We start from the raw sequence: 22,064 nt of genomic DNA, 5'->3' as shown, positions 1-22,064 counted from the left end.
TCAGGCTTGGCGGCGTGAGTTCAGGTCTATGACGTTTTCGGCATCGGCGGGGATGTCAAGGCTTGCCCGGTCCTCGTCGACAACATCCACAATGGTGGCGCCCGGCAGGCTGTTCAAGGCCGCCGCAATGATCGGATGTGCTGCCGCCGCCGCGAAGCGTTCTTCCTTGGTGCGGATCTCAGCGGCGCGCACGGTTTCCGCTCCGCCGCGGATCTGCTCCACAACCCAGTCATCGCCCGTCTGGCGTTCAAGGAAGCTCTTCAGCCGGGCCAGCACGTCGGGCGGTGCGGCGGCTTCCAGCTCGCAGGTGAAGTGGCCATACCGGATCGGGCCGGGTTTGATATAGCGCTCCATCTCGACCTGGAGATTGATCTCCCTAAGGGCGGTCAGATGCGCGAGGATGCTGTCAAAGTTGTCCAGCCCGCCGGCATCGGGCGGGGCCTCAGCCTGTGATTCAGGCTTTCCCGGCGAAGCTTTGCCCTCCGCGATCATGCGGGCCGCTTCTTCCGGGGACGGAAGACCGGCGGATGCGACAAGGCGCAGGATCACCATGTTGAGCGCAGTGGCCGGGTCTGGCGCGACCTGCAGCACATTATAACCGGAGAGCAGGATCTGCCAGGTGCGGGACGCTTCGGCCGGCGTCAGGCGCTGGGCCATGGCACGGGTGCGTTCCACCCAGTCGGCCGGGCCGCCAGGCTGGTAGTCGTCTCCCGTCGCCTGCGCGATGGAAATGTCGGCAGCGATTTCGAGCAGGTCTTTCAGGACGACCGCCGGGTCTGCCCCGCCGCGCACCTGATCCTGCACTTCTTCCAGCGCGGCCTTCGCCTCGCCTGCGATGGCTTTCTCGAAGGCATCCATCAGGCGGCCCCGGTCGCCGAGCCCCAGCATATCCCGGACGGCTGCGCCGGTAACAGCCTCCCCATCCATCGTCTGCACAATGGCCTGATCGAGAATAGAGAGCCCGTCCCGGACCGAGCCTTCGGCGGCCCGCGCGATCAGGGCGAGGCCCTCTTCGGAAACGGTTGCGCCCTCGTTCTTTGCGATACGCCCCAGATGCATCGCCAGCGCCGCCGGCTCCAGCCGCTTCAGGTCAAACCGCTGGCAGCGGGAGAGGACCGTGACCGGCACCTTGCGGATCTCGGTGGTCGCGAAAATGAACTTCACATGCGGCGGCGGCTCTTCCAGCGTCTTCAGCAGCGCGTTGAAGCTGGCGTTCGACAGCATGTGCACTTCGTCAATGATGTAGACTTTGTACTTGGCAGAGACCGGTGCGTAGCGGGCGCCGTCCAGCAGGTCTCGCATGTCGGCGACACCGGTGCGGCTGGCGGCGTCCAGCTCCAGCACGTCCGGATGGCGCGAGGCCATGATCGCCTCGCAATGCTCGCCCAGCGGTTTCAGGTTCACCGAGGGGCCGTCATGGTCGGCGGAGGTGTAGTTCAGCGCGCGCGCCAGCAGGCGGGCGGTGGTCGTCTTGCCGATGCCGCGCACGCCGGTCAGCATGAAGGCATGGGCGATCCGGCCGGTCTCGAACGCGTTGCGGAGCGTGCGGACCATCGCCTCCTGGCCGATCAGGTCCTCGAAGGTGCGGGGCCGGTATTTCCGGGCGAGCACTTCATAGGCGCCGGGCTTTGCCGGGGCCTCGTCTTCCCCGAACATGGAGAAGGTCGCGTCATCGCGCTCGGTATCGGAATCGATCTCGCTCATTGGTCGGGACCTTAGCCCCTGCCGGGGTCCGGGCCAATGGGGCGGATGACTCGCCTTATCCCTCCAGCAGCTTCTCGCGGATGGTGTCCTGCTGGGCGGGTGTCACACCGAGGGTTTCGGTGAGGTAGGCATCGACGGAGCCGACTTCGCCGATGATCGTTGCCATGGCGGTTTCGAGATAGGGTAGCCGCACGCCGATGAAGGGGCGGAAGACTTCCGGCTCGTAATTCTTGCCGATATGCGCGTTGAACATGGTCGCGATCTCGCCGAGACGCCCGTCCACATCCACGGCCACATTGGTGAGGATGTAGTCGGCGTGGATGTCCTCCTGCGAGACGCCCAGCACATGATGGGTCAGCGCGCAGAGAATGCCGGTGCGGTCCTTGCCCGCAGCGCAGTTCACGAGGCCTGCTTCATCGTCTTTCAGTTCCGCCAGATGGCCGAACCAGGTGGCGAACAGCTCCCGGTGGTGCGCCTTGAACGGGGCAACGCGGTAATAGTCGGTCATCCAGGCTTCGGCCTTTTCGGCGTCGGCCTCGACTTTTGTCAGGAACTGGTGGTGCGGCGCTTCATGCTCGCGGCCGCCATCATGGGTGATGGTCATCGGGGCGGACCATTTGCCCGGCTGGCGCTCACGCTCGTCGGGGCGGCGCAAATCTGCCTGCACGGCGATCCGTTTCTGCCGTATCTGCTGCAGATCGCCATGCGTGGCCTCGGCGTAATGACCGGAGCGGAACAGCCGCCCGGGCTTTACACGGCCCCCATGACGCGAGGCATAGCCCCCGAAATCCCGGAAATTGCGAACGCCTTCAAGCGGCAGGATACGATCTTTCATAGTCAGGCAGCTAGCGCGGCCTCTCGTGCTCGTCTACCCTGACCTTATGACAAGTCCCTCATGGTGGGGGCGGGGAACCGGATGCCTTCGCCGGGCGTTCTGACCCCAATAACAATAATGCCAGGAGTTCTTTATGGCCCGTATTCGTTCAATGATTGCTGCTGCCTGCCTTGCAGTCGGGACCGTATCCGTCACCGCCTGCTCTTCCCTGCCCGACGAGATTGACCGCGCTGAAATCGATGCTGACAGCCGCCAGGCGCTGAACCAGCTTTATGCCAAGAACCCGGCCGCCAAGGCCATCGGCCAAAAGGCCCGGGCCGTGCTGGTATTCCCGTCCATCGTGAAAGCCGGTCTCGGCATCGGCGGCGCCTATGGCGAAGGTGAAATGCGCCAGGGCGGCGCGGTCACCGGCTACTACTCGACCTTCACAGGCTCCTGGGGCCTGCAGGCCGGCGCCCAGCAGTATGGCTATGCCGTGTTCCTGATGAATGACGACGCTGTCCAGTATGTGCGCGAATCCGATGGCTGGGAAATCGGCGTCGGCCCGACCGTGGTGCTGGTGAACGCCGGTGTTGCGCAGAACCTGTCGACGACCTCGCTGCAGGAAGATGCCTACGCCTTCATCTTCGACCAGAAGGGCCTGATGGCCGGCATCAGCATCGAAGGCACGAAGATCAACAAGCTGCAATAGGCGCCTCAACGCCAGTATAAAGACGCCCGCAAGCCCTACCTGTGTGGCGGGCGCCTTTATCTTTCGGCAGGGCTTGCCGGAACGGGAATTCGCCCTGATTGTCCTCCTTTCTCACTATATTCGAGAAAGGGGACAAGATGATTCCGGAATGGGTGCTACGGTGGGTCGCCCTCAGCCTGCTTGCGTTCATCACATTTATCTTTCTGGTGCTCGGCGCTGCCGTACTCAGCGGACTGACAAACGAGCTGTTTCTCGGCTTCCTCAACATGACCTGGCCACCCGCAGACAGTGCGTCAGAATTCGAAATCGAATCCCGCCGGGAGCTGTCGTTCTCCATTCTGAATTATGGCATCACGGCCCTCGGCACCGCCTGGGTGGCGTCCTTTGCCTATCTCGTTGTCATGCGGAACCAGCAGAAACAGGCGGAGCAACAGCTGAGCCTGGAGCGCCTGAGACTGACCACCGAACTGGATGAACAGATCCTCGAGGTTCTGGCTTCCGAAGCGGTGGTCGATTTTGACACAGACGGCAACATGAAGCGTATCCGGCTGGTCAGCGTGCTGGACCGGAATACCGAATGGCGCCCGACAACCGAACGCGACTGGCGATACCGCGAAGGAGAGCGCACAGTCCCCTTCGTGCAATCCTCAAGCGTGGTCGGCCCAGACGCAGAGGTCGGACTGACGGCCCTGCATCATTATCTGGCGTGGGTTCGTCGCATCGCCAGGGCGAATGAGACCGGCGTTCTTACGGAACAGGATGTGCTGTTGTTCTGGCGCTGGATCATTATCGCCTGCTACCGCAACCGTTACACATTCCTGTGCGATATCTTCTACAAGGACGACATGCAGGATCTTGTCCGGCTGGCCGACCAGATCGTGCTGACAGGCCAGAACCATGGCAGCGGCCGGGATTTTGTCAAATACCTGCGAGGTATCGGCGACCCGGCAATGATCGCCCTTCTGTCGGAAGAAGCCCGGGCGATCATCGCCGCGCTGGAGGAAACCCCAGCCACGGCCTAGATCAACCGTGTCAGTCCCCTCAGCGGAATGGCGGTTCGTCGAAGCTGCGGAGTTTGCGGCTGTGAAGCTTGGCGCCCTTGTCTGCCGCGAGGCGTTCCAGCGTCTCGATGCCAATGCGGATGTGCTCGCCGATGGCCCGCTCATAGAAGCGGTTGGCAGCGCCGGGCAGCTTGATCTCACCATGCAGCGGCTTGTCCGAGACGCAGAGCAGCGTGCCATAGGGCACGCGCAGGCGGTAGCCATTGGCGGCGATCGTGGCGCTCTCCATCTCGATGGCGATGGCGCGGGACTTGTTGAATCGCGGGGCCGAGGCCGAAAACCGCAGCTCCCAGTTGCGGTCGTCCGTGGTCACCACAGTGCCTGTGCGCAGGCGCTTCTTGAGCTCGTCGCCGCTCTCGCCAGTCACATGGGCGGCAGATTCCTGCAGCGCAATCTGGACCTCGGCGAGGGCCGGGATCGGGATCTCCGGCGGCAGGACGGAGTCCAGCACATGGTCTTCCCGCAGATAGGCGTGCGCCAGGACATAGTCGCCAATGGCCTGCGAATGGCGCAGCCCCCCGCAATGACCAACCATGACCCAGCATTGCGGACGGATGACCGCCAGATGATCCGTGATTGTCTTCGCATTGGCCGGGCCGACACCAATATTGACCAGAGTGATGCCGGTATTGCCCGGCGCGCGCAGGTGATAGGCCGGCATCTGTGACCGGCGCCAGGGCGAGGCATCGATCTCGGCGCGGGAGTTTGCCGTCGGCTGTGTAATCTCCAGACCGCCGGGTACGGACAGCGAGGTGTAGCGCGAGCCATTGCCCAGCTGCTCCAGCCCCCAGTCACAGAACGCATCGACATAGCGATGATAGTTCGTAAACAGAATATAGTGTTGAAAATGCTCCACCGGCGTGCCGGTGTAGTGCTGCAGGCGCTTCAGCGAGAAATCCGTGCGCAGCGCATCAAACAGGGCCAGCGGGCGTTCGGTGAAGGGCTCGTAGAGTTCACCGTCGGCCACTTCGTCCCCGATCTCGGCAAGGTCAGGGCTCGGGAAGTGGCGCGCGAGTTCGGCCGGGGAGATTTCCTCAAGGCCGGAGGCCTGCCCCTGCTCCCACACATAGGCGTAAGGCATTTCCGACTGCGAGCGTTCGACGAAGACCTCGATCTCGTAGTACTTCAGCAGCGGGGTTAGCTGCTCCACCAGATAGGGACGGAAAAAGTCCGGCCGGGTAAAGGTGGAGATATAAGTGCCCGGCTCCGAGATGCGGCCATAGGAGCGCGAAATGCGCGGTGCCGGCCCGTCCGGATTGTAGACAATGCGGATCTGCGGATAGCAGAACGCGCCGGATGCGCGCAGCTCCGGGTCGGGCGGCGTGCCTTCTCGCAGGAATGTATTGAGGGCATCGGCTTGCGCCTCGACAGCCTCAGCATAGAGCTTTTCGAGGGCGTCAATGACGGCTTCAGGTGTAGTGAGTTTCGACATGGCGCCATCTGCCCCAGCGGCATGCGCCTGTCAATTCACCTTATTATCATACCTGCCAGCACACTATCCAGCACCAGCGCCCGGCACAGGCGGCTGGTGCGTGTCTGCAACTGGTAGCGGCAGGGTCTTGTCAGCCCGGATGCGGGCGAGCTTGCGGCGGAAACGGGCGACCTGAGCCTCCGGATCGGCCAACGCCTCCTCCAGCGCTACGAACCGGTTCATCAGGCCCATGGCGGGCAGCATGTCATGCGGACCGGAGCGATGTGCGGGATCCTGTGGTTCAGCCGCCCGGCGATTGCGGGCAGCAAGGCGCGCCGCAAGCCGCGACCCCTTCAGTACAGGCGACGGCGACGCCTCCGTCAGCCGGAAGGCCGGCAAGGGAAAGACGAGCTGAACCGGCGGCGCGGCAGGCGGACGCTTGCCGGACATATCGCGCGGTGGTGCCTGCCGAAATTCCAGCAGGGGTGTCTCCATCGCCACAAGGAACAGGATGCGGCGCACCAGCGTTTCCAGGCGCTTCAGATCCGCATCCACTTTCTGGCACACTGCGCGCGGCAGGAAGGCGCGGATGCCGAGCGGGCCGAGGCCCAGCCCGCTGGCAAGTGCGGCGGCCTGCTGGCCGGTATAAGCCCAGGCAAGCCCGAGAGAGGAAGAGAGACGGACGGGTGAAATCATCATGGCACCACCCTGCGCCTGGCCCCTGCCCCGGGAATTCAGATTCGTTCTGTCCCACAGCAAGCAGCGGGTGGGCCGGGCGGCAGGACGCGCGATAAGGCAGGTGGATCAATCCGGGAGACCTGCTCATGCCATTCCAGATCCTGCCATTGCAGTCGGAAGACTTCGCCGCCTTGTCCACGCTCAGCGATGACGCCCTCGCCAGCCGCATTGTCCAACGCCAGACGGTGGATAGCCACCCCGGCTATCCCTGCCGCGTCAGCCTAGAAGACGCCCGCCCCGGCGAAACCGTGTTCCTGCTGAACTACACGCATCACGCTGCCGCAACGCCTTTCCGGGCCAGCCATGCAATCTTTGTGCGCGAAGGCGCGGCGACCGCAAGCCTTCCGCAGGGAGAGGTTCCGGATATGATCCGGCAGCGGATCATTTCGCTGCGTGCCTTCGATTCGGACAGCATGATGGTTAATGCCGATATTGCAGACGGATTTGACGTTGCGGCAAGCATCGAAGCCCTCTTCAGGCATCCGTCTACAGATTATATCCACCTCCATTTTGCAAAGCAGGGTTGCTTTGCTGCAAGGGTCGAACGAAGGTGATTTTTGACAGAATTCTGACGGTTCGTCCGGCAGCAGGTAATGGCAGCAGACACTGTACCCAGCGTCATGCGGCGAAGGTTTGGGCATGCGTGCACGAACAGTGGGCGGACCGGATTCCTACAGGCTTCTGGAAGCAGTTAGCTGAAAAAACGCTCTTGAAATGCTGCGCTTGCGAGACGATTGTTGCGGTGCAGCACGCGGCCGCTTCGGGGCTGGCCAACGTCTGCCCGGTGAGTGTGTGTCCGGGTCGGCGTGTTTTGGGGCGATATCGCCGCGTGAGGCAGCTTGAGGGAGGAGTTTCAAAGCCGTTGGGAAGACGGCACCAAACTCTGAAGGACTGAATTCTCATGAAAAAACAAATGCTTGCAGCCGCCGCCCTCGTCGCTGTGGTTCCGTTTGCCGCATCGGCTGAAGTCGTCACGCCGATCTCCGTTGAAATCTCCTACGATCACGACCTGCTGGCCTCCGAGTCTGGCGCCGAGCTCGTGCTCTCCGACATTCGCAGCCAGGCCCGCAGCGCCTGCACCTCTTCCGGCAGCAAGTTCGGCCGCGGCCCGATGGTCGACCGCAGCTGTGCTGACGACGTGATGGCCCAGGCCGCCGTCAAAATCCTCAAGGAACGTGAAGAAATGGGCCTGAAAACGGCCCCGACTTTCGCCCGTCTCGCAACGGTCGAAACCGCCTCTTACGAACAACGCTAGACCATTTCCTCCCGGAATAGCGTTGGAGGGGCGCCCGCGGCCACGGGCGCCCCTCACTGATTCCGCCAACAGGGACCGGAATCCGGACACAAGAAAAGCCCGGCCGGGAAAACCGAGCTTTTCCGACTGGTCCTGACAGCTGGTGGGGGTCTAATTCCAGCGGCCGGGTCTGCGGTACCAACCTTTATTGGTCTTCACCCATTGGTCGGGCACCCAGACAGCGCCTGCGCGCGGAGGTGACCGGTCCCAATGACCGTCGATCCAGACAAAGTCAGTCCCGGTCCAGTTCCAGTAGCCACTGATCCAGACTGACAGGGAAGTCGGACGTGGCGGGATGATCACGGTCCGCGGCGGAGGTGGCGCGGTCGTGATGTAAACGGCTCCCGACGGGGGCGGACCATAGTGCCGATGCGGGCCATAGCCTGCGCAGGCTGTCAGACCGGCGAAGGCAAGCGCGGTAACGGCAGGAAGGATGCGTCTGCTTGCGATGTGTTTGCTTGCCATATCTCACTCTCCTTACATGCCGCGATTATAGGATTGCAGCTCGCCCCAGCTCAATTGGCCGTCATCGTTCGTGTCGGCTTCCAGCCAGGCGTGCTCGCCGAACCGCATGTATTCCTCGCGGCTGACGACGCCGTCGCCATTGCCATCCATCACACGGAAACGCTCGGTCTTGCGAAGGTTTGCCTGCTGGCGCATCAGCGATTGGCGTTCCGGATTGGCGTCGCTATACGGGCCGGGGCCGAACCGTGCCGCGTGGTATTCTTCCAGAGACAGGCCATTCCCGTCAGCGTCCATCTGGCCATACATGTCTGTGTGCCAGTCCTCGAATTCGGCGCGGTTGACACGGGCATCGCCGTCGCGATCGAATTTGCGAATACGGTCCTGCGTGCCGAGATAAAGCCGGTCACGATCCGGATCGCGGATCATGTCGCGGTCGCGATCCCGGTCCTGCAGCTTGTCGCGGCCGGAAGCCGGATCCATGACGCGCAGCCGGTCACGGTCCAGATCGCCTGACATGTTGCCCATGCCGGCGCCCTGCCCGGTTCCGCCTTGTCCGCCACCACCTTGTCCGCCGCCACCCGGACCGCCGCCTTGCGCTGCAGCCAGGCCAGACATCGCAACTGCACCAGCCAGTACAGCCGCCGCGCCTAAAATCTTCAGTTTCAGCATCTTAGTCTCCTCATGCTGAACGCACCGCAAGCATCAGGCTTACGGACCAAGCCCTCCCAGGCAGGGTCTTTTTAGCACGGCTTGCTGACACTTGTCTGACGGGAAATAGGAAATGCGGCGCCTATATTTGCGAGAGAGTTGCAAACGCATGGCACGAAACACGTTTTGTGGTGACACGAACGGATTCCTCATCACGCGCCGGGCTCGTCCACTCTGCAGCCGGGTCAAGCGCTGCAACCGGCATGGTAAGGCCACCACGGCGAAGAACCGCCACCAGATGTTCCACCGCGTGCCGGAAACTGTAGGCCCGTGTCTCGAAGCGAAAGCCGATATCATCGCACTGCGCCGTCAGTGTGCAGGCCGGATCATAGGTCCAGGAGAGCCGGCACTCGACTGCCCGCTCACCGACGAACAGCGGCACGGTTTCGTACACATGGTCTGCAAACGGCCCGGTTGCCTCACCCGGCGCGGGACCAGGCGGATGCCCTGGGACAGGCAGGAATCGCCGCCATCCCCATTTCGGCGGGGCCTGAGGCGGCGGGACGGTCGCAGGTTTGGCAGGCGGTGATGCGGGCGCATCGGCCGGCGGCGACTGGCTCAGCCAGTAAACCTCCTGCCGCGCAATGGCGCTTTCCAGATGCGGCAACGCCTCATCTGCCAGGCAATCGCCAAAGCCGCCCTGCCCGACTTCGGCGCGGAGGTCATCGAACAGCGCCTGCCGCGCCGCCGGGTCTGCTGCGTCGATTTCGTGAAGCCGGCGGATGACCCAGCCCAGGATGTCGCCACGCACGCTCATCCCGGCAGGGTCTTCCGTCCGTGTCCGATCTTATTCCGCCGGCACATTGTCCGGCTTGGCGGCTGGGCGCTTGTCGAACTTGGTCCAGACGCCATCTTCACCGTGCCAGTCACCCTTCGTGGCGCCCTTGGAATATTCCGTGGCGCGCTGTTCGAAGAAGTTGGCGTGCTCGACGCCGTTCAGGATCTCGGTCAGCCACGGGATCGGGTGCTTGGTGATACCATAGAGTGGCTCCAGCTTCAGCTGGCCAAGGCGCCAGTCGGCGATGTAGCGGATATAGTTCTTGATGTCGTCGGCCGTCATGCCTTCGACCGGGCCCATTTCGAAGGCGAGCTCGATGAACTTGTCTTCCAGGCTGACCACGGTGCGGCAGCATTCGCGGATGCGCTCGCGCAGTTCGTCATTCATCACACCTGTTTCAGCGCAGAATGTGTGGAACAGCTTGATCATGCCTTCGCAGTGCAGCGACTCATCGCGCACCGACCAGGAAACGATCTGGCCCATGCCCTTCATCTTGTTGAAGCGCGGGAAGTTCATCAGCATCGCGAAGGACGCAAACAGCTGCAGGCCTTCCGTGAACGCACCAAATACGGCCATGGAGACGGCAATGTCTTCATTCGTCTTGGTGTCGAACTGGCCGAGATAGTCGTGCTTGGCGGCCATCTCCTTGTATTCCATAAAGGCGGAGAATTCGCTGTCCGGCATGCCAATGGTTTCGAGCAGCAGGGCGTAGGCCGCGATGTGGATCGTCTCCATGTTGGAAAAGGACGACAGCATCATGGACACTTCCACCGGCTTAAACAGCGGCATGTAGTGTTCCATATAGTTGGCGCCGACCTCGACATCCGACTGGGTGAAGAAGCGGAAGATCTGCGTCAGCAGGTTACGCTCGGCATCCGACAGCTTGACCGCCCAGTCCTTGCAGTCCTCGCCAAGCGGCACCTCTTCCGGCATCCAGTGGACCTGTTGCTGCTTCTTCCAGAAATCATACGCCCACGGGTAGCGGAACGGCTTGTAAGCGCGGCTCGGGGTGAGCAGTCCGGGAAGCGAAGAATCGGTGGCAGCCATGACGGGCCTCCTTGGCAAGCGAGTCGGTTATAAGGGTAATCAACACCACATATAGTGCTTAAGAAGCGTTAATGGCGCAAGATGCAGCGTGCCGCACGCGACATTAGTCCACAGGCTTGCGCACAGGAAAGGCAAGAATGGCACGATATCCCGCATGCCGAACAGGGAAAATTTTGCGGAAAGAGACTGGGCGGCGGTATCAGGAACAAGTTCAACACAGGCAGTTGAGATGAATCGGCAACTTTTCACGCTCGCAATCCCCGAAACCAGCTCCGGCGCACGGGCCTGGATGGACCGGGTGCGCGCTGAATACGACCGGGATTTCGCGAACCGGGTCGCGCCCCACTTCACACTTGTCTTCGGCGACGATTCTGTTCCGGAAGCAGACTATCTGCAGCAGGTCCAGACGGTCGCCCGGGCGACTGCCCCCTTCCCGTTCGCCTGCAGGCGCGCTGTCATCGGCACGGACCATCAGGATGATACCGGCTACGCTTTTCTGGCTCCCGACACAGGCAACAGCGAGATTCTGAAACTGCGGCGCGATCTGCACACCGGCCCCTTTTCGGGCCTGCTGCGCCCCGACATTCCTTATGTCCCACACATCACGGTCGGCCGGTTTGCCCGCGTTGAAACCGCCAGGCAGATCTGCGATTCACTGAATGCATCCAGCATCGACGTGTCAGGCAGGATCACCTCCCTCACGATTGTCGCCATGGATACGCATGGCTCGATTCAGGAGATTCAGCTCATCCCTCTGTCTGGCGGCAGGACATAGCGTGGGGCTCATATCCCATCCAGCATCGCGAGCACCTTGGCCTGCGCGGTCTTGATGTCCGGCGCCACTTCCACATGCGGCGGGGCGACATCATGGGCTGCGAGAGCGGCTTCGTTGGCGGGGCTGAGGCCGGTGAGCCAGACCGCAATCTTGCGGCGATGGGCGGCCTCGACCAGCCCCTCGATCGTGTGGGCGGCCGTCGAATCGATGAAGGGCACGGCTGAAAAGTCCACGATCAGGGCGCGGTGCTGGTCGCCGATCCGGTCGAGCACCGAGCCGATGGTGGCTGCCGCACCGAAGAAGAACGCGCCCGAAATGCGATAGACGATGACATCGCGGCGGGTGCTGGTCGCCTCGTCATACGGCACACGGTGGCGAAGGTCATCCGCCTCATCCGGCTGGACCAGCGGCGCGCCGAGTTCCACCGTCGCGGCCTGCGACATGCGCTGGATGAACAGGGCGGCGCCGAGCGCGAACCCAACGATGATCGCTTCGGTGAGGTCGCGGAACACGGTCAACCCGAAAGTCGCGAGCAGCACCGCCGCGTCCCCCTTCGAGGCATTCAGCAGGCGCCAGAAGGCATGTTTCTCGAACATGTTCCAGGCGACGACCGCCAGCACGCCTGCCAGCGCCGCCATCGGGATGAAGGCGATCAGCGGTGCGGCAAGGATCATCATGCCCAGCAGGAAGACCGAGTGCAGCATGCCGGACACCGGACCGTGCGCCCCTGCCCTGACATTCGTGGCCGTTCGGGCAATCGTGCCGGTGACACAGATGCCGCCGAACAGAGCCGAGCCGATATTGGCCGCGCCCTGCGCCACCAGCTCGCAATTGGAGCGGTGCCGCCGCCCGGTCATCCCGTCAGCCACAACGGCGGAGAGCAGCGATTCGATGGCGCCGAGCAGCGTGAAGGAAATCGCGGCGGGCAACACGTCCATGACCTTGGCCATGGAGAGAGCTGGAACATGCGGCATGGGCAGGCCCGCCGGCATCGCCCCGAAACGGGTGCCGATTGTCGCGATGTCGAGCTTTGCCAATGCTGTCACCAGCGCCGCCAGCACGACCGCCAACAGGATGCCCGGCCAGCCGGGGCGGTAGCGCTTCAGCGTGAAGATCACCGCCATCGTCCCTGCCGCAATGGCGAAGGCATGCCAGTCCGCGGTCGGCGCGGCTGCGGCGAGCACGGGCAGCTTCTCAAGGAATGGCCCCGGCTCTGCTCCGGCGAGGGTGAGGCCGAACAGGTCTTTCAGCTGGCTGGACCCAATGATGATGGCAATGCCGGCGGTGAAGCCCACCGTCACAGGGTACGGCACGAACTTCACGAAAGTGCCAAGACGCAACCAGCCCGCGAGTGCCAGCAGGATGCCGGACATAAGCACCGCCAGGATCAAGCCGTCCATGCCGTGGGTCGCGGCGGTCGTGTTGACCAGCACGATAAATGCCCCGGCCGGACCGCCAATCTGGAACCGGCTGCCGCCCAGCAGCGAGACGAGGAAGCCGCCAACGATCGCCGTGATCAGGCCCTGTGCCGGGCTTGCTCCTGATGCGACGGCTATGGCGATGGATAATGGCAAGGCAACGATAGCGACGGTCAGGCCGGCAATGGCATCGGCCCGAAGCTTGTCGAGACCGTATCCCTCGCGCAGCACCGTCACGAGTTTCGGCGTGTAGAGATCAGCAAAGCCCGGCGTGGGCGCCGCCACCTTGTGCGTGAATGATGTCATGGCTGGCCTACCCCGCTATCCGCGAATGCATGCCTATTACACCACCAGAAGGTGTGGACGAAAGAGGTCCTCTGACATCGCACATGTCTTGACGCTACGTATTTAGTAGCACATGAAGATCGCTACGAAATACGTAGCAAAAGGGAGGACCTCATGACGAATCAGCTTACCCCGCTGCCGGAGCCCTGGCCGAAGGACATCGCCCGCCTTCTGGCAAATTATCCAAGTTCAGACGGGTATATCCTGTCGCTGTTCCGGACCTTCGCGAACTCGAAACGGTTCCTGCAGAAGGCCGTGCCGAACCTGCTCGACCGGGACAGCCCGCTGCCGTTGCGCATGCGTGAAATCGTGATCCTGCGCGTAACGGCCAATCTGCGCTGCGCCTATGAGTGGGGTGTCCATGTGGCGATCTTTGCGAACGCAGCAAAGTTCACGCCGGAACAGATTGCCGCCACCACTCGGCCCGCCATCGACGAAACCTTGTGGGCTCCGGTAGAAGCCCGCCTCATCCGGTCCATCGACGAAATCTGCCAGAGCGCGGCGCTGTCCCCGTCCGCGCGCGCGGCATTCGAGGCAGATTGGCGTGTCGACCAGCAGCTGGAAATCCTCGCCCTGTGCGGGGCGTATCATACGGTCAGCTTCGTCGCGAACATGGCCGGTCTACCGCCGGAAGACTTCGTCGCCCCGGACATCCGAGCCTTGGCACCCGTGCGAACCTAGGCTTTCTCCAGCGTTGCCTTGCGGTATTCCGCGTCGCGCTCGGCGCCGATGAGGGAGCGGACGGTTTCAGGTGTATAGCCGAACTGTTCGAGGGCGCGCGCAGACATCTGCAAGCCGGCCTCGATGGCGTCAGGTACGACGTGGGTCGCCCCGGCCTGGAACAGGCTGCGCGAATGGTCGGCGTCCTGCGCACGGGCAAGGATCGGGATTTCCGGACGGCCGCGGCGCACAGCCCGGACGATATGTTCGGCCGCCTGCGGGTCATCGATGGTAACCACGACCATGGCCGCGCCGGAAAGGCCTGCCTTGTCGAGAATCTCCTTACGGGCGCCGTCCCCGAAATAGACGCTCCAGCCCTGCTTGCGCAGGCGCGCCACCGTGTCGGGCCGGCTGTCCAGCGCCACCACGCGCGTGTTCTCTTCATCCAGGATGCGGGCCACTGCCTGCCCCACCCGGCCGAACCCGGCGATGATCACATGGTTTTCCAGCTCTGCCTTTTCGGCTGGAAGCGTCGTGGCATGGCCGTGTCCCTTTCGCTGCATGCGCCGGACAACGGATTGGGATCCGCGCCAGGTGACCGGGATCAGCAACATGGATAGGCCCGCCACGGCCGAGACGAGCGTTGCCTGATCGCCAGTGATGACCCCGCCGGCCGCCCCCGCCGCCAGCACGACGAAAGCAAACTCTCCCGCCGGGGCGAGCAGGCCAGCTGTTTCGGTTGCCAGTTCCGGGCTGCGCCCGAAGATCCGGACGGCTGCCCAGGCAATGACGTACTTCACCACCAGCAGCGCGATCAGCCCCATCAGGACGAGCGGCCACTCCCGCGCGATCACGCCAAGGTCCAGGCCGAGTCCGACGGTCATGAAGAACAGGCCGAGCAACAGACCCTTGAACGGGTCGAGGTCGACTTCGGTCTGGTGCTTGAATTCCGTCTCGCCCAGCATCAGGCCGGCGAGGAAGGCGCCGAGCGCGATGGAGAGGCCTGCGCTGGCCGTCAGAACGGCGGCGCCCACGACGGTCAGCAGTGTGATTGCCATCAGGAAGTCTCGCCCGCCTGCATCGGCCGCCATCTGGAACAGGCGACGCAACAGGAAGCGGCCGATCACAAGCAGGATGCCGACGGCGAGCACGCCCTGCACCGCTGCCTCCAGCAGTACGGTGCCGAGGTTTGCGCCGGCTTCGGATGAGGCAAACCCCACAAAGATCAGGATCGGCGCGACCAGAATGTCCTGAAACAACAGGACGCCGAGCGCCGTGCGCCCGACCGGCGCCGAGGCCTGATGGTTCGCTGTCATCAGCTGCATCACGACGGCCGTGGACGACAATGCCAGGGCGAGCCCCACGACAATGGCCGCCGTCAGGTCGAAATCGAACACGGTCGCCAGCAGGGCCAGCAGGATCGCGCTGGCGGCGGCCTGCACGATTCCTGCGCCGAACACGATGCGCCGCAGCGACCAGAGCTGCTCCACCGACAGCTCCAGCCCCAGCAGGAACAAGAGAAACAGCACGCCCAGTTCCGCGAAAGGCGCCGCCGCTTCGGGCTCGGCGATGGTAAACATGCCGAGCGGCGCCCAGGTATCCGAAAACGAACCGAGGCCCCATGGGCCCAGCGCCACGCCAGCGAGGATGAAGCCCACAACAGCGGGCAGTTTCAGCATGCGCAGCGCCGGCACGACGAGCCCGGCAGCGATCAGGAAGACCAGCGCGTCCTTGATGAGGATCTCGTGGCTTCCTTCGTGCATGCAAAATCCCCTTTCATTGCGAGTCGGCGGCCCCGCTGCCGTCACAATTTCATTCTATCGGACCAGCCCGACTCTCCAAGGGAAGACATTACGTTGCATCAAGATTCATCGAAATTGCTGACAGATGGCGTTCCAAACTGGCTTCCTGTATGGAAGGTATCCGCTATGCGTTTCTTATCTGCCGCGTTCTTGTGTCTTTTTGCCTGGATGGCTGCGCCGGGGCTCGCTTCGGCGGCCGAAGTATATCGCGATGTGGTGTACAATCACATGCCCGCGGTCAGTGATGGCAATTTCACCATGGACATCTATGCCCCGGATGAGGCGGAAGACCTGCCCATCATCATCATGGTGCATGGCGGCGCATGGACCTATGGCAACAAGCAGAACGCCATAGGCCCGAAACAGTCGGATTTCTTCACCGACGAAGGGTTCATCTACGTTTCGATCAATTACCGCCTTGCACCGGACCACCCCTTCCCGGCCCCGGTGGAAGACCTCGCCTCCGCCATCGCCTTCCTCTACAGGAATGCCGACACTTATGGCGGCGATCCGGATTCCATCTTCCTGATGGGACATTCCTCCGGCGCGCACTCCGTGGCGCTGGTCTCGATCGATCCGCAATATTTGCGGGCCGAAGGTCTGGGCCTCGGCGTGATCAAGGGTACGGTGCCGCTGGATGGCGCATCCTACAATCTGGTAAAAACCGGCGAGAAGAATGGCGAGCTGCCGCGATTCTACCGGCCAGCCTTCGGCGGCAAAGAGACCGTCTGGCGCGAGGCCTCCCCGACACTTCAGGTGATGGACGGCCGCCGCATTCCGCCATTCCGGATTTTCTATGTCGACCGCCCGGTCTCACCTGACCGCGCCAAGGAGCTGGCCGAAACGTTGCGCGACCATGGCTATGACGCCGAAGCCGTTCTGGCGAAGAAACGCTCGCACAAGAGTCTCAACAAACGGCTTGGCGCGGACGGCGACAAGTTCGGCCCGATGATCGCGGACTTCTTCCGCAGCCAAATGAACTAGAGGCGCAGCGCGCCGCGCTAGTGCACGCGGCAGGCAGCGGGGGTATCGAGGCCGAGCATGGGCAGGCCTTCGGCGCAGAGTTCGTGACCGCCTTCCCAGATCATGTGCAGCGCCACATAGAGGATGATGGCGAGGCCCGCGAAAGCAATCCAACGGTGGCGGGTCAGCACTTTGGCGATGAAGGTGGACGCAACCCCCATCAGCAGGATCGACAATGCGAGGCCGAAGACCAGCACGACCGGATGCTCCCGCGCCGCGCCGGCGACGCCCAGCACGTTGTCGATCGACATGGAAACATCGGCGATGATGATCTGCGTCACAGCCTGCCGAAGGGTCTTGCCGGGCCGCTGGCAGGCCACGGTGCCGTCGGCATTGAGGTCAACGCCTGACAAGGCTTCTTCGGCATTGTGTTGGGCCTCTTCCCTCAGCTCCCGCCACATCTTCCAGGCCACCCAGAGCAGCAATACCCCGCCGGCGAAGAGAAGGCCGATGATCAGCAGCAATTCTGCCGCGACCAGGGCGAAGGCGATGCGCAGGACCGTAGCGAAAATGATCCCGATCAGGATCGCCTTGCCGCGCTGCTGCTTTTCAAGGCCCGCCGCCGCAAGCCCGATCACCACGGCATTGTCGCCAGCAAGCACAAGGTCGATCGCCACGACAGCGAAGAAAGCCTGCAGAAGTTCGGGGGTCAGGAAAGTCAGGTCGGGGACCATCGGCCAGAGGCGCCTTTCAGAAGCCCGGCCAGTATGGCGGGGCTCAGCCCTCTCAATATGGGGGAAGCCGCAGCGGCCTGCAATCAGACGGTCTCAGTCCCATTGCAGGCCATCGGTATGCCCTATGGTTCGACAACGTTGAACCAGAACGGCGCAGTCTCCAATGCGCTGAACCAGGCGAGCAGCGCCGACGGATCGCCCTCCACTTTCGCCTCCCCGGCCTTCGCAATGTCCTGGAAGCTCCGTGTCTGGAGGATCAGATCATTGAACGCAGCGCGGGATATGGTGAGCGTCGCAGCGGGCGAGCCGGAGGCAGACCCCGGCCGCGGGAAGGCCGTGCGGGTGCCCACGTCCAGCATCAACGTCTCTTCGGTATCCGGGAAGACGAAGTTCAGCGTGAACGGATCCCGTGTCAGCTTCTCTGGAGCGTAACGCACGGCCAGCGCGTTGAACAGTTCCACCGTCGGCACGCCCTTCAGGAAGTCGAGATTGCCGAGGCGGATCGCCTGATCCACTGGCAAACCGCGGCGCAACTCGGCCGCGCCGGTCAGGTAATAGTCACGCCAGGCGCCGGACTCTGCCTGGAAGCCCATCTGCTCATAGCTGGACGCCAGCCAGTCACGAGCCGCCTGATTCTGGGGATTTGAAAACACAACGGCATTGAACACTTCAGCCGCCCAGCGATAGTCGCCTTCCTTGAAAGCCTTTTCTCCCGCCACCAGGGCCGCATCTTCGCCTCCGGCCAGTGCGACCATGCGTTTGGAACGTTCTTCCATCGGCCAGGCATTGTATGTGGCAGGCACACCATCCCACCAGCCGAAATAATACTGGTAGACCGCCTTGGCGTTGTGGTTCAGCGTGCCGTAATAGCCGCGCGTGTCGAAATGGGTTTCCTGAACATCCGGCTCCGGAATGTCTTCCGCGATTTCGAACTGGGTCTGGCCCTGGTTCGCCCGCCGAACCGTCTGGTCATGCGTGTAGCGATACACATCGCGCTGGCCGCGCAGATAATCCTGCACGTTCTCCGTGCCAAAGGTCGGCCAGTGGTGGGATGCAAAAGATACGTCTGATTTTCCCGCATAGTTCACCAGCGCATAGTCCAGCACGCGGCTCCATTCGAGGAAGTCCCGAACCTTTGCGCCGCGCAGGGTCAGCCCGTTGTGGAAAGTTGCCGTTGCGACCTCAGCCGTACAGAGGGCGCGGAAGTCTGGCAGATAGAACATGAATTCGGCGGGGGCTTCTGTGCCGGCTGCGTCGATGAACTCGAATTTCACGCCATCGATCACACGCTGCGTACCCCGGCCCGAGATTTCTTCCGTCGGGGGAATGAAGCCTGCCGTGCCCGTCGACAAGGCCGGACCGAGACCGGTGCCGACCTGTCCGGTCGCGTCGTTCGGGAGCGTACCGCCAAACATCAGGATCGCCCGGCGCGACATGTAGTTGCCAGCCAGCAGGTTTTCCGCGATCGCATTTTCGGTGAACCCGACGGGGGCGAGCACCGGAACGCCGTTGGCGATATCGGATTCCGTGATCACACCCCGGGCGCCCGCAAAATGGTCTGCATGCGAATGGGTGTAGATAACGCCACTGACCGGGCGCTCCCCCAGCGTGTCGTTGACCAGTTTGAGGGCCGCTGCGGCTGTCTCCTTGCTCGTCAGCGGATCGACGATGATCCAGCCGGTGTCGCCGCGGATGATAGACATAACTGCCAAGTCATAACCACGCACCTGGTAGAGGCCATCCTTGACTTCGAACAGGCCATGCTTGGCCAGCAATTGCTGCTGACGCCAGAGAGAGGGGTTCACCGTGTCGGGCGCTGCGCCATTGATGAAATCCTGCGCATGGACGGCCCAGACGACCTTGCCGGTCTCGTCGACGATATCTTTCTGGATCTGGGCGAGCAGGCCGTGGCCGGTATCTTCGAAGTCGCCCGGCTGGTCCAGCGGCAGGCGTTCGGCCAGCGCGGCATTGGCCGCTTTGGTGGCTTCGGTGGCGACACCTGCAGGCGGCGCAACGTCGGCCTTCGGCGCGGTGGCAGCCTGTTCGGAGCAGGCAGCAAGACTGATCAACGCGGCGAGCGCGACGGCGGCATATCTCATTTGGTTCCTCCCGGAATTTTTCCCTGCAGTCTGCGCCGGGCCTGTCGGACAGACAAGAAAAGCCTGCGCACCGGACCGGCAATCACGAGTGCGGTATGTATATGATGCGCGGGTGAAAGCCCAGCTTTTATTGACATTAAGGACGCCAAATGACACTCCAACATACTGTCGGTATGTATAAATCGCGCCGGTCCGGATCCACGCGCCAACAAGCCGCCCGGCGTTGAGCGGCCTAGTGAGCGATGGAAATCGAGACGGCGCCGAATTGCTGGGGGCCGTCCTGATAGGCAAACTGCTCTGTCCGTGTCACCCATGTGAAAGCGACCTGCACGTCGCGATAGTGAACCACAAGGCCCGCCTGCAGGTCCCCGGAGAGCGCGCGGCGATCTTCCACACGCGCCGAGTCGCGCCACAGATTGCCGTCCAGGAACATGTCCCGTGCAATGGCGCGGCCGTCGACGCCGATAAAGGCATACCCGCCCCAGGGGGTTTCATCTGTACCGGGAATAAACTCCCCTGCCCCGGCCAGCGCCGGGCGGATGCGCGGCGGGCCAAATCCGGAGTCGAGATCCCAGCCAATACGCGCCGTCAGTCCCGTGTTCGCATAAGTGCGCACATTCCCTAGGGCAAAACCGGCATGCCCGGCAAAATCCGTTTCCAATCCGAATGGCAGATCGAACTTGTTCAGCCGCTGCAGGCGTTGCGCGATGATCTCGACACCCGGCTCATCTTTCAGCTGATGATCCCAACCCTGAGCCCCCGGAATACCCAGCATCTTGTGCCAATTGTTCTGGACAAATTCGCCGCCTGCCGACGGCCCGACGATCCCCAGATTGACCTGAAGCGTGTCCTGCAATTCCTTTTCGATGTCCGTCGCTGCAATCGTGGAAGACAAAGAAAGCCAGCCGGCATACGGCCGGTCGAGCGGGTTTGGATCCTCCAGCGTAATGTCCTCGGGCGTGAAGATGGCGTGGGAGAGACCAAAGCCCTGGCGCAGGTCTGTCCGCTCAACATCGATCCAGGGCAGCCGGGCCGCGACCCATTTCAGGCCGGGATGCACCTCGTCGGCAGCCGACACATGTTCGAGGCGCACGCCGTTCGAATAGTTCCGGTCCGTGCCGGAACCGAACATGTCATTCTCGGAAGTCAGTGACCAGACGCCCGGCTTTCGCGGGGCGACCGGACCGGTCTCAACCTGATCCTCAGCCGATGCGGGCAGCGCCATGACACAGGTCGCGCCAATGAAAAGGGCCGCTGCAATCCGCGCGGCCCCTGTCCCAGTCAGTGTTTCAAATCGGGTCAGTTTCATGCCCCGAGCGATAGCACCTATCGGCGCATGGTGAAACTGACACCTGCGAAATCTTCATTCTCGCTGAAGCCGCCATTGCGGTCGCGATATTTCACTTCCCGGCGGATATAGGACAGCGAAAGCTGGCCGCCGCCGCGCTGGATGGAGACGCCCGCCTGAAGGTCACCAACAGTCACCTGGTCGGTCAGAGACATGTCACCCAGTTGCGGTGTGAATCCGTTCCGATCCGCATCCCAGACAAGCGCTTCGCCATCGGCACCAGCGAACAGGTACCAGCCCTGGGGCTGTCCGTTCGAATCCAGCAGGTCGAAGTCCTGACCGATACGGACCTCACCACCGAAACGCTGGGTCAGGATCTCGCCGTCTTCGCGCACGGCGATACGCGGCGCGACGCCCACATCGAAGGTGAGGCCGGTCATTTCTTTCGGAGCGGAGAACGCCACTTCGGCGGCGATGTCTTTCTCTACCTTGGCCAGCGCCGGGTTCAGCGCGGCTGCAGCAGAGCGCTCAGCCGTGACAGCCGTCAGAGCGCCTGAGCCGGACCAACCCAATTCAGGTTTGCCGGTCGATGGGGCCACCAGAGAGCCTGAAGAGAAATCTGCCGGCGTGCCGGTAAAGGCAAGGGTCGCCAATTCGCTGCCAAGGCCCAGCGGCGTGCCGGTAAACCGGCTCGGCAGGCCATCAACAACATGCACGGAAATCGCGGCACGGTCAGATGCAATCGGCGCTGCTGCTGACTGCGGGCCCGGTGCGGCCATCATCATGCCGACGGTCGGCGGCACAGCCGGTTCGATCCGCATCTGGTCATGCGGAGAGACGGCCACGCAACCTTGGCAGGCCATCGTCAATACTGCACTGGCAACTGCAACTACCATTCGACCCACACCTCTCATGGCTGCCTTCCCCGGGTTAGAACCGTTAACGGGAATTAGGCCACTGTTCATTTAATGTAGCATGAAGGCCACAGGCGCCTCAAACCACTTTCCACTCAAAAAAGATTAATTCTGATTACTCCAACGCGTTTCTGTAGAGTCTGTTCCAGACTCCGGTTTTTTTAGGATTATTTCGGGCAATTCTCGCGCCAAATCGCCATATTCCGGCATTAACCTATTGAAAAATTTAGATTAAGCGCCCTCAATCCAGACGTGTGAACTGGGTGTAATGCACCATTCTGACGCGAATTTGTGCACTTCCGACCGAATATGACACACGCAAACGGCGAGAACC

General features: G+C 62.5%; 21 protein-coding genes. 7 read left to right on the top strand and 14 right to left on the bottom strand.

Annotated features, from left to right (window positions below):
* Nucleotides 1-1,704, bottom strand: a complete 1,704-nt coding sequence (locus HY17_RS04830) for a DNA polymerase III subunit gamma/tau (protein ID WP_034763405.1) — start codon at nucleotides 1,702-1,704, stop codon at nucleotides 1-3.
* Between the two features lie 55 nt (nucleotides 1,705-1,759).
* A complete protein-coding gene (locus tag HY17_RS04825) occupies nucleotides 1,760-2,539 on the bottom strand; it encodes a tyrosine-protein phosphatase (protein WP_034763403.1) in 780 nt (259 codons plus the stop codon).
* Between the two features lie 133 nt (nucleotides 2,540-2,672).
* Between HY17_RS04825 and HY17_RS04820 the strand changes: the two genes are divergently transcribed.
* Nucleotides 2,673-3,230: a YSC84-related protein gene (locus HY17_RS04820; RefSeq protein ID WP_034763401.1), complete on the top strand. Its 558-nt coding sequence runs from the start codon at nucleotides 2,673-2,675 to the stop codon at nucleotides 3,228-3,230.
* Between the two features lie 137 nt (nucleotides 3,231-3,367).
* Nucleotides 3,368-4,252 carry a hypothetical protein gene (locus HY17_RS04815; protein WP_034763399.1) on the top strand — a complete coding sequence of 295 codons (885 nt, stop codon included), beginning with the start codon at nucleotides 3,368-3,370 and terminating at the stop codon, nucleotides 4,250-4,252.
* 19 nt (nucleotides 4,253-4,271) lie between these two features.
* On the opposite strand, the gene HY17_RS04810 is transcribed toward HY17_RS04815, so the two are convergent.
* Both HY17_RS04810 and HY17_RS04805 read right to left on the bottom strand, forming a co-directional pair.
* Nucleotides 4,272-5,723 (bottom strand): AMP nucleosidase, encoded by a 1,452-nt coding sequence (locus tag HY17_RS04810; protein WP_034763397.1) that lies wholly within the window; start codon nucleotides 5,721-5,723, stop codon nucleotides 4,272-4,274.
* Between the two features lie 63 nt (nucleotides 5,724-5,786).
* Nucleotides 5,787-6,401: a hypothetical protein gene (locus HY17_RS04805; RefSeq protein WP_034763394.1), complete on the bottom strand. Its 615-nt coding sequence runs from the start codon at nucleotides 6,399-6,401 to the stop codon at nucleotides 5,787-5,789.
* Between the two features lie 125 nt (nucleotides 6,402-6,526).
* Here HY17_RS04805 and HY17_RS04800 point away from each other — a divergent pair, with 125 nt between their 5' ends.
* Nucleotides 6,527-6,994, top strand: coding sequence for a DUF1203 domain-containing protein (locus tag HY17_RS04800; RefSeq protein WP_034763392.1), 468 nt, complete (start codon nucleotides 6,527-6,529; stop codon nucleotides 6,992-6,994).
* Nucleotides 6,995-7,341: 347 nt separating this feature from the next.
* Nucleotides 7,342-7,695 (top strand): UrcA family protein, encoded by a 354-nt coding sequence (locus HY17_RS04795; protein ID WP_081812978.1) that lies wholly within the window; start codon nucleotides 7,342-7,344, stop codon nucleotides 7,693-7,695.
* A 150-nt stretch (nucleotides 7,696-7,845) separates the two neighbouring features.
* Here HY17_RS04795 and HY17_RS04790 read toward each other — a convergent pair whose 3' ends face one another.
* From HY17_RS04790 to HY17_RS04775, 4 genes are all read right to left on the bottom strand, one after another.
* Nucleotides 7,846-8,199, bottom strand: a complete 354-nt coding sequence (locus HY17_RS04790; RefSeq protein WP_034763387.1) for a YXWGXW repeat-containing protein — start codon at nucleotides 8,197-8,199, stop codon at nucleotides 7,846-7,848.
* Between the two features lie 12 nt (nucleotides 8,200-8,211).
* A complete protein-coding gene (locus tag HY17_RS04785) occupies nucleotides 8,212-8,868 on the bottom strand; it encodes an EF-hand domain-containing protein (protein WP_034763384.1) in 657 nt (218 codons plus the stop codon).
* Nucleotides 8,869-8,989: 121 nt separating this feature from the next.
* The gene (locus tag HY17_RS04780; RefSeq protein ID WP_034763381.1) at nucleotides 8,990-9,664 is read right to left on the bottom strand and encodes a hypothetical protein; all 675 of its coding nucleotides are present in this window, start codon (nucleotides 9,662-9,664) and stop codon (nucleotides 8,990-8,992) included.
* A 30-nt stretch (nucleotides 9,665-9,694) separates the two neighbouring features.
* A complete protein-coding gene (locus HY17_RS04775; protein ID WP_034763378.1) occupies nucleotides 9,695-10,732 on the bottom strand; it encodes a ribonucleotide-diphosphate reductase subunit beta in 1,038 nt (345 codons plus the stop codon).
* A gap of 229 nt (nucleotides 10,733-10,961) precedes the next feature.
* Between HY17_RS04775 and HY17_RS04770 the strand changes: the two genes are divergently transcribed.
* On the top strand, nucleotides 10,962-11,507 hold the full coding sequence (locus tag HY17_RS04770) for a 2'-5' RNA ligase family protein (RefSeq protein ID WP_034763376.1): 546 nt from the start codon (nucleotides 10,962-10,964) through the stop codon (nucleotides 11,505-11,507).
* 8 nt (nucleotides 11,508-11,515) lie between these two features.
* Here the strand turns inward: HY17_RS04770 and HY17_RS04765 are convergent, their stop codons facing one another.
* Nucleotides 11,516-13,231: a SulP family inorganic anion transporter gene (locus tag HY17_RS04765; protein ID WP_034763374.1), complete on the bottom strand. Its 1,716-nt coding sequence runs from the start codon at nucleotides 13,229-13,231 to the stop codon at nucleotides 11,516-11,518.
* A gap of 153 nt (nucleotides 13,232-13,384) precedes the next feature.
* Here HY17_RS04765 and HY17_RS04760 point away from each other — a divergent pair, with 153 nt between their 5' ends.
* Complete coding sequence (locus HY17_RS04760; protein WP_051599705.1) at nucleotides 13,385-13,951, top strand: carboxymuconolactone decarboxylase family protein; 567 nt, start codon at nucleotides 13,385-13,387, stop codon at nucleotides 13,949-13,951.
* Here HY17_RS04760 and HY17_RS04755 read toward each other — a convergent pair.
* Nucleotides 13,948-15,693 (bottom strand): cation:proton antiporter, encoded by a 1,746-nt coding sequence (locus HY17_RS04755; protein ID WP_034763371.1) that lies wholly within the window; start codon nucleotides 15,691-15,693, stop codon nucleotides 13,948-13,950. The genes HY17_RS04760 and HY17_RS04755 overlap by 4 nt on opposite strands.
* Nucleotides 15,694-15,858: 165 nt before the next feature.
* On the opposite strand from HY17_RS04755, the gene HY17_RS04750 reads away from it, so the two are divergent.
* Nucleotides 15,859-16,716: an alpha/beta hydrolase gene (locus HY17_RS04750; RefSeq protein ID WP_051599704.1), complete on the top strand. Its 858-nt coding sequence runs from the start codon at nucleotides 15,859-15,861 to the stop codon at nucleotides 16,714-16,716.
* Nucleotides 16,717-16,733: 17 nt separating this feature from the next.
* On the opposite strand, the gene HY17_RS04745 is transcribed toward HY17_RS04750, so the two are convergent.
* The 4 genes from HY17_RS04745 to HY17_RS19210 all read right to left on the bottom strand — a co-directional run bounded on the left by HY17_RS04745 (nucleotide 16,734) and on the right by HY17_RS19210 (nucleotide 21,712).
* Nucleotides 16,734-17,429, bottom strand: a complete 696-nt coding sequence (locus tag HY17_RS04745) for a TerC family protein (protein WP_034763368.1) — start codon at nucleotides 17,427-17,429, stop codon at nucleotides 16,734-16,736.
* A 122-nt stretch (nucleotides 17,430-17,551) separates the two neighbouring features.
* Complete coding sequence (locus tag HY17_RS04740; RefSeq protein WP_034763366.1) at nucleotides 17,552-19,528, bottom strand: alkyl/aryl-sulfatase; 1,977 nt, start codon at nucleotides 19,526-19,528, stop codon at nucleotides 17,552-17,554.
* A gap of 232 nt (nucleotides 19,529-19,760) precedes the next feature.
* Entirely contained in the window at nucleotides 19,761-20,837 is a 1,077-nt protein-coding gene (locus HY17_RS04735) for a lipid A deacylase LpxR family protein (protein WP_051599703.1), read from the bottom strand.
* 17 nt (nucleotides 20,838-20,854) lie between these two features.
* Nucleotides 20,855-21,712 carry a lipid A-modifier LpxR family protein gene (locus HY17_RS19210; protein ID WP_158531435.1) on the bottom strand — a complete coding sequence of 286 codons (858 nt, stop codon included), beginning with the start codon at nucleotides 21,710-21,712 and terminating at the stop codon, nucleotides 20,855-20,857.
* Between the last annotated feature and the right edge of the window lie 352 nt (nucleotides 21,713-22,064).

It is taken from the genome of Hyphomonas sp. CY54-11-8 (assembly GCF_000682735.1).
Classification (GTDB): domain Bacteria; phylum Pseudomonadota; class Alphaproteobacteria; order Caulobacterales; family Hyphomonadaceae; genus Hyphomonas.
The sequence above is the reverse complement of the archived record's forward strand: the minus strand, read 5'-3'. Positions and strand labels throughout refer to the sequence as shown.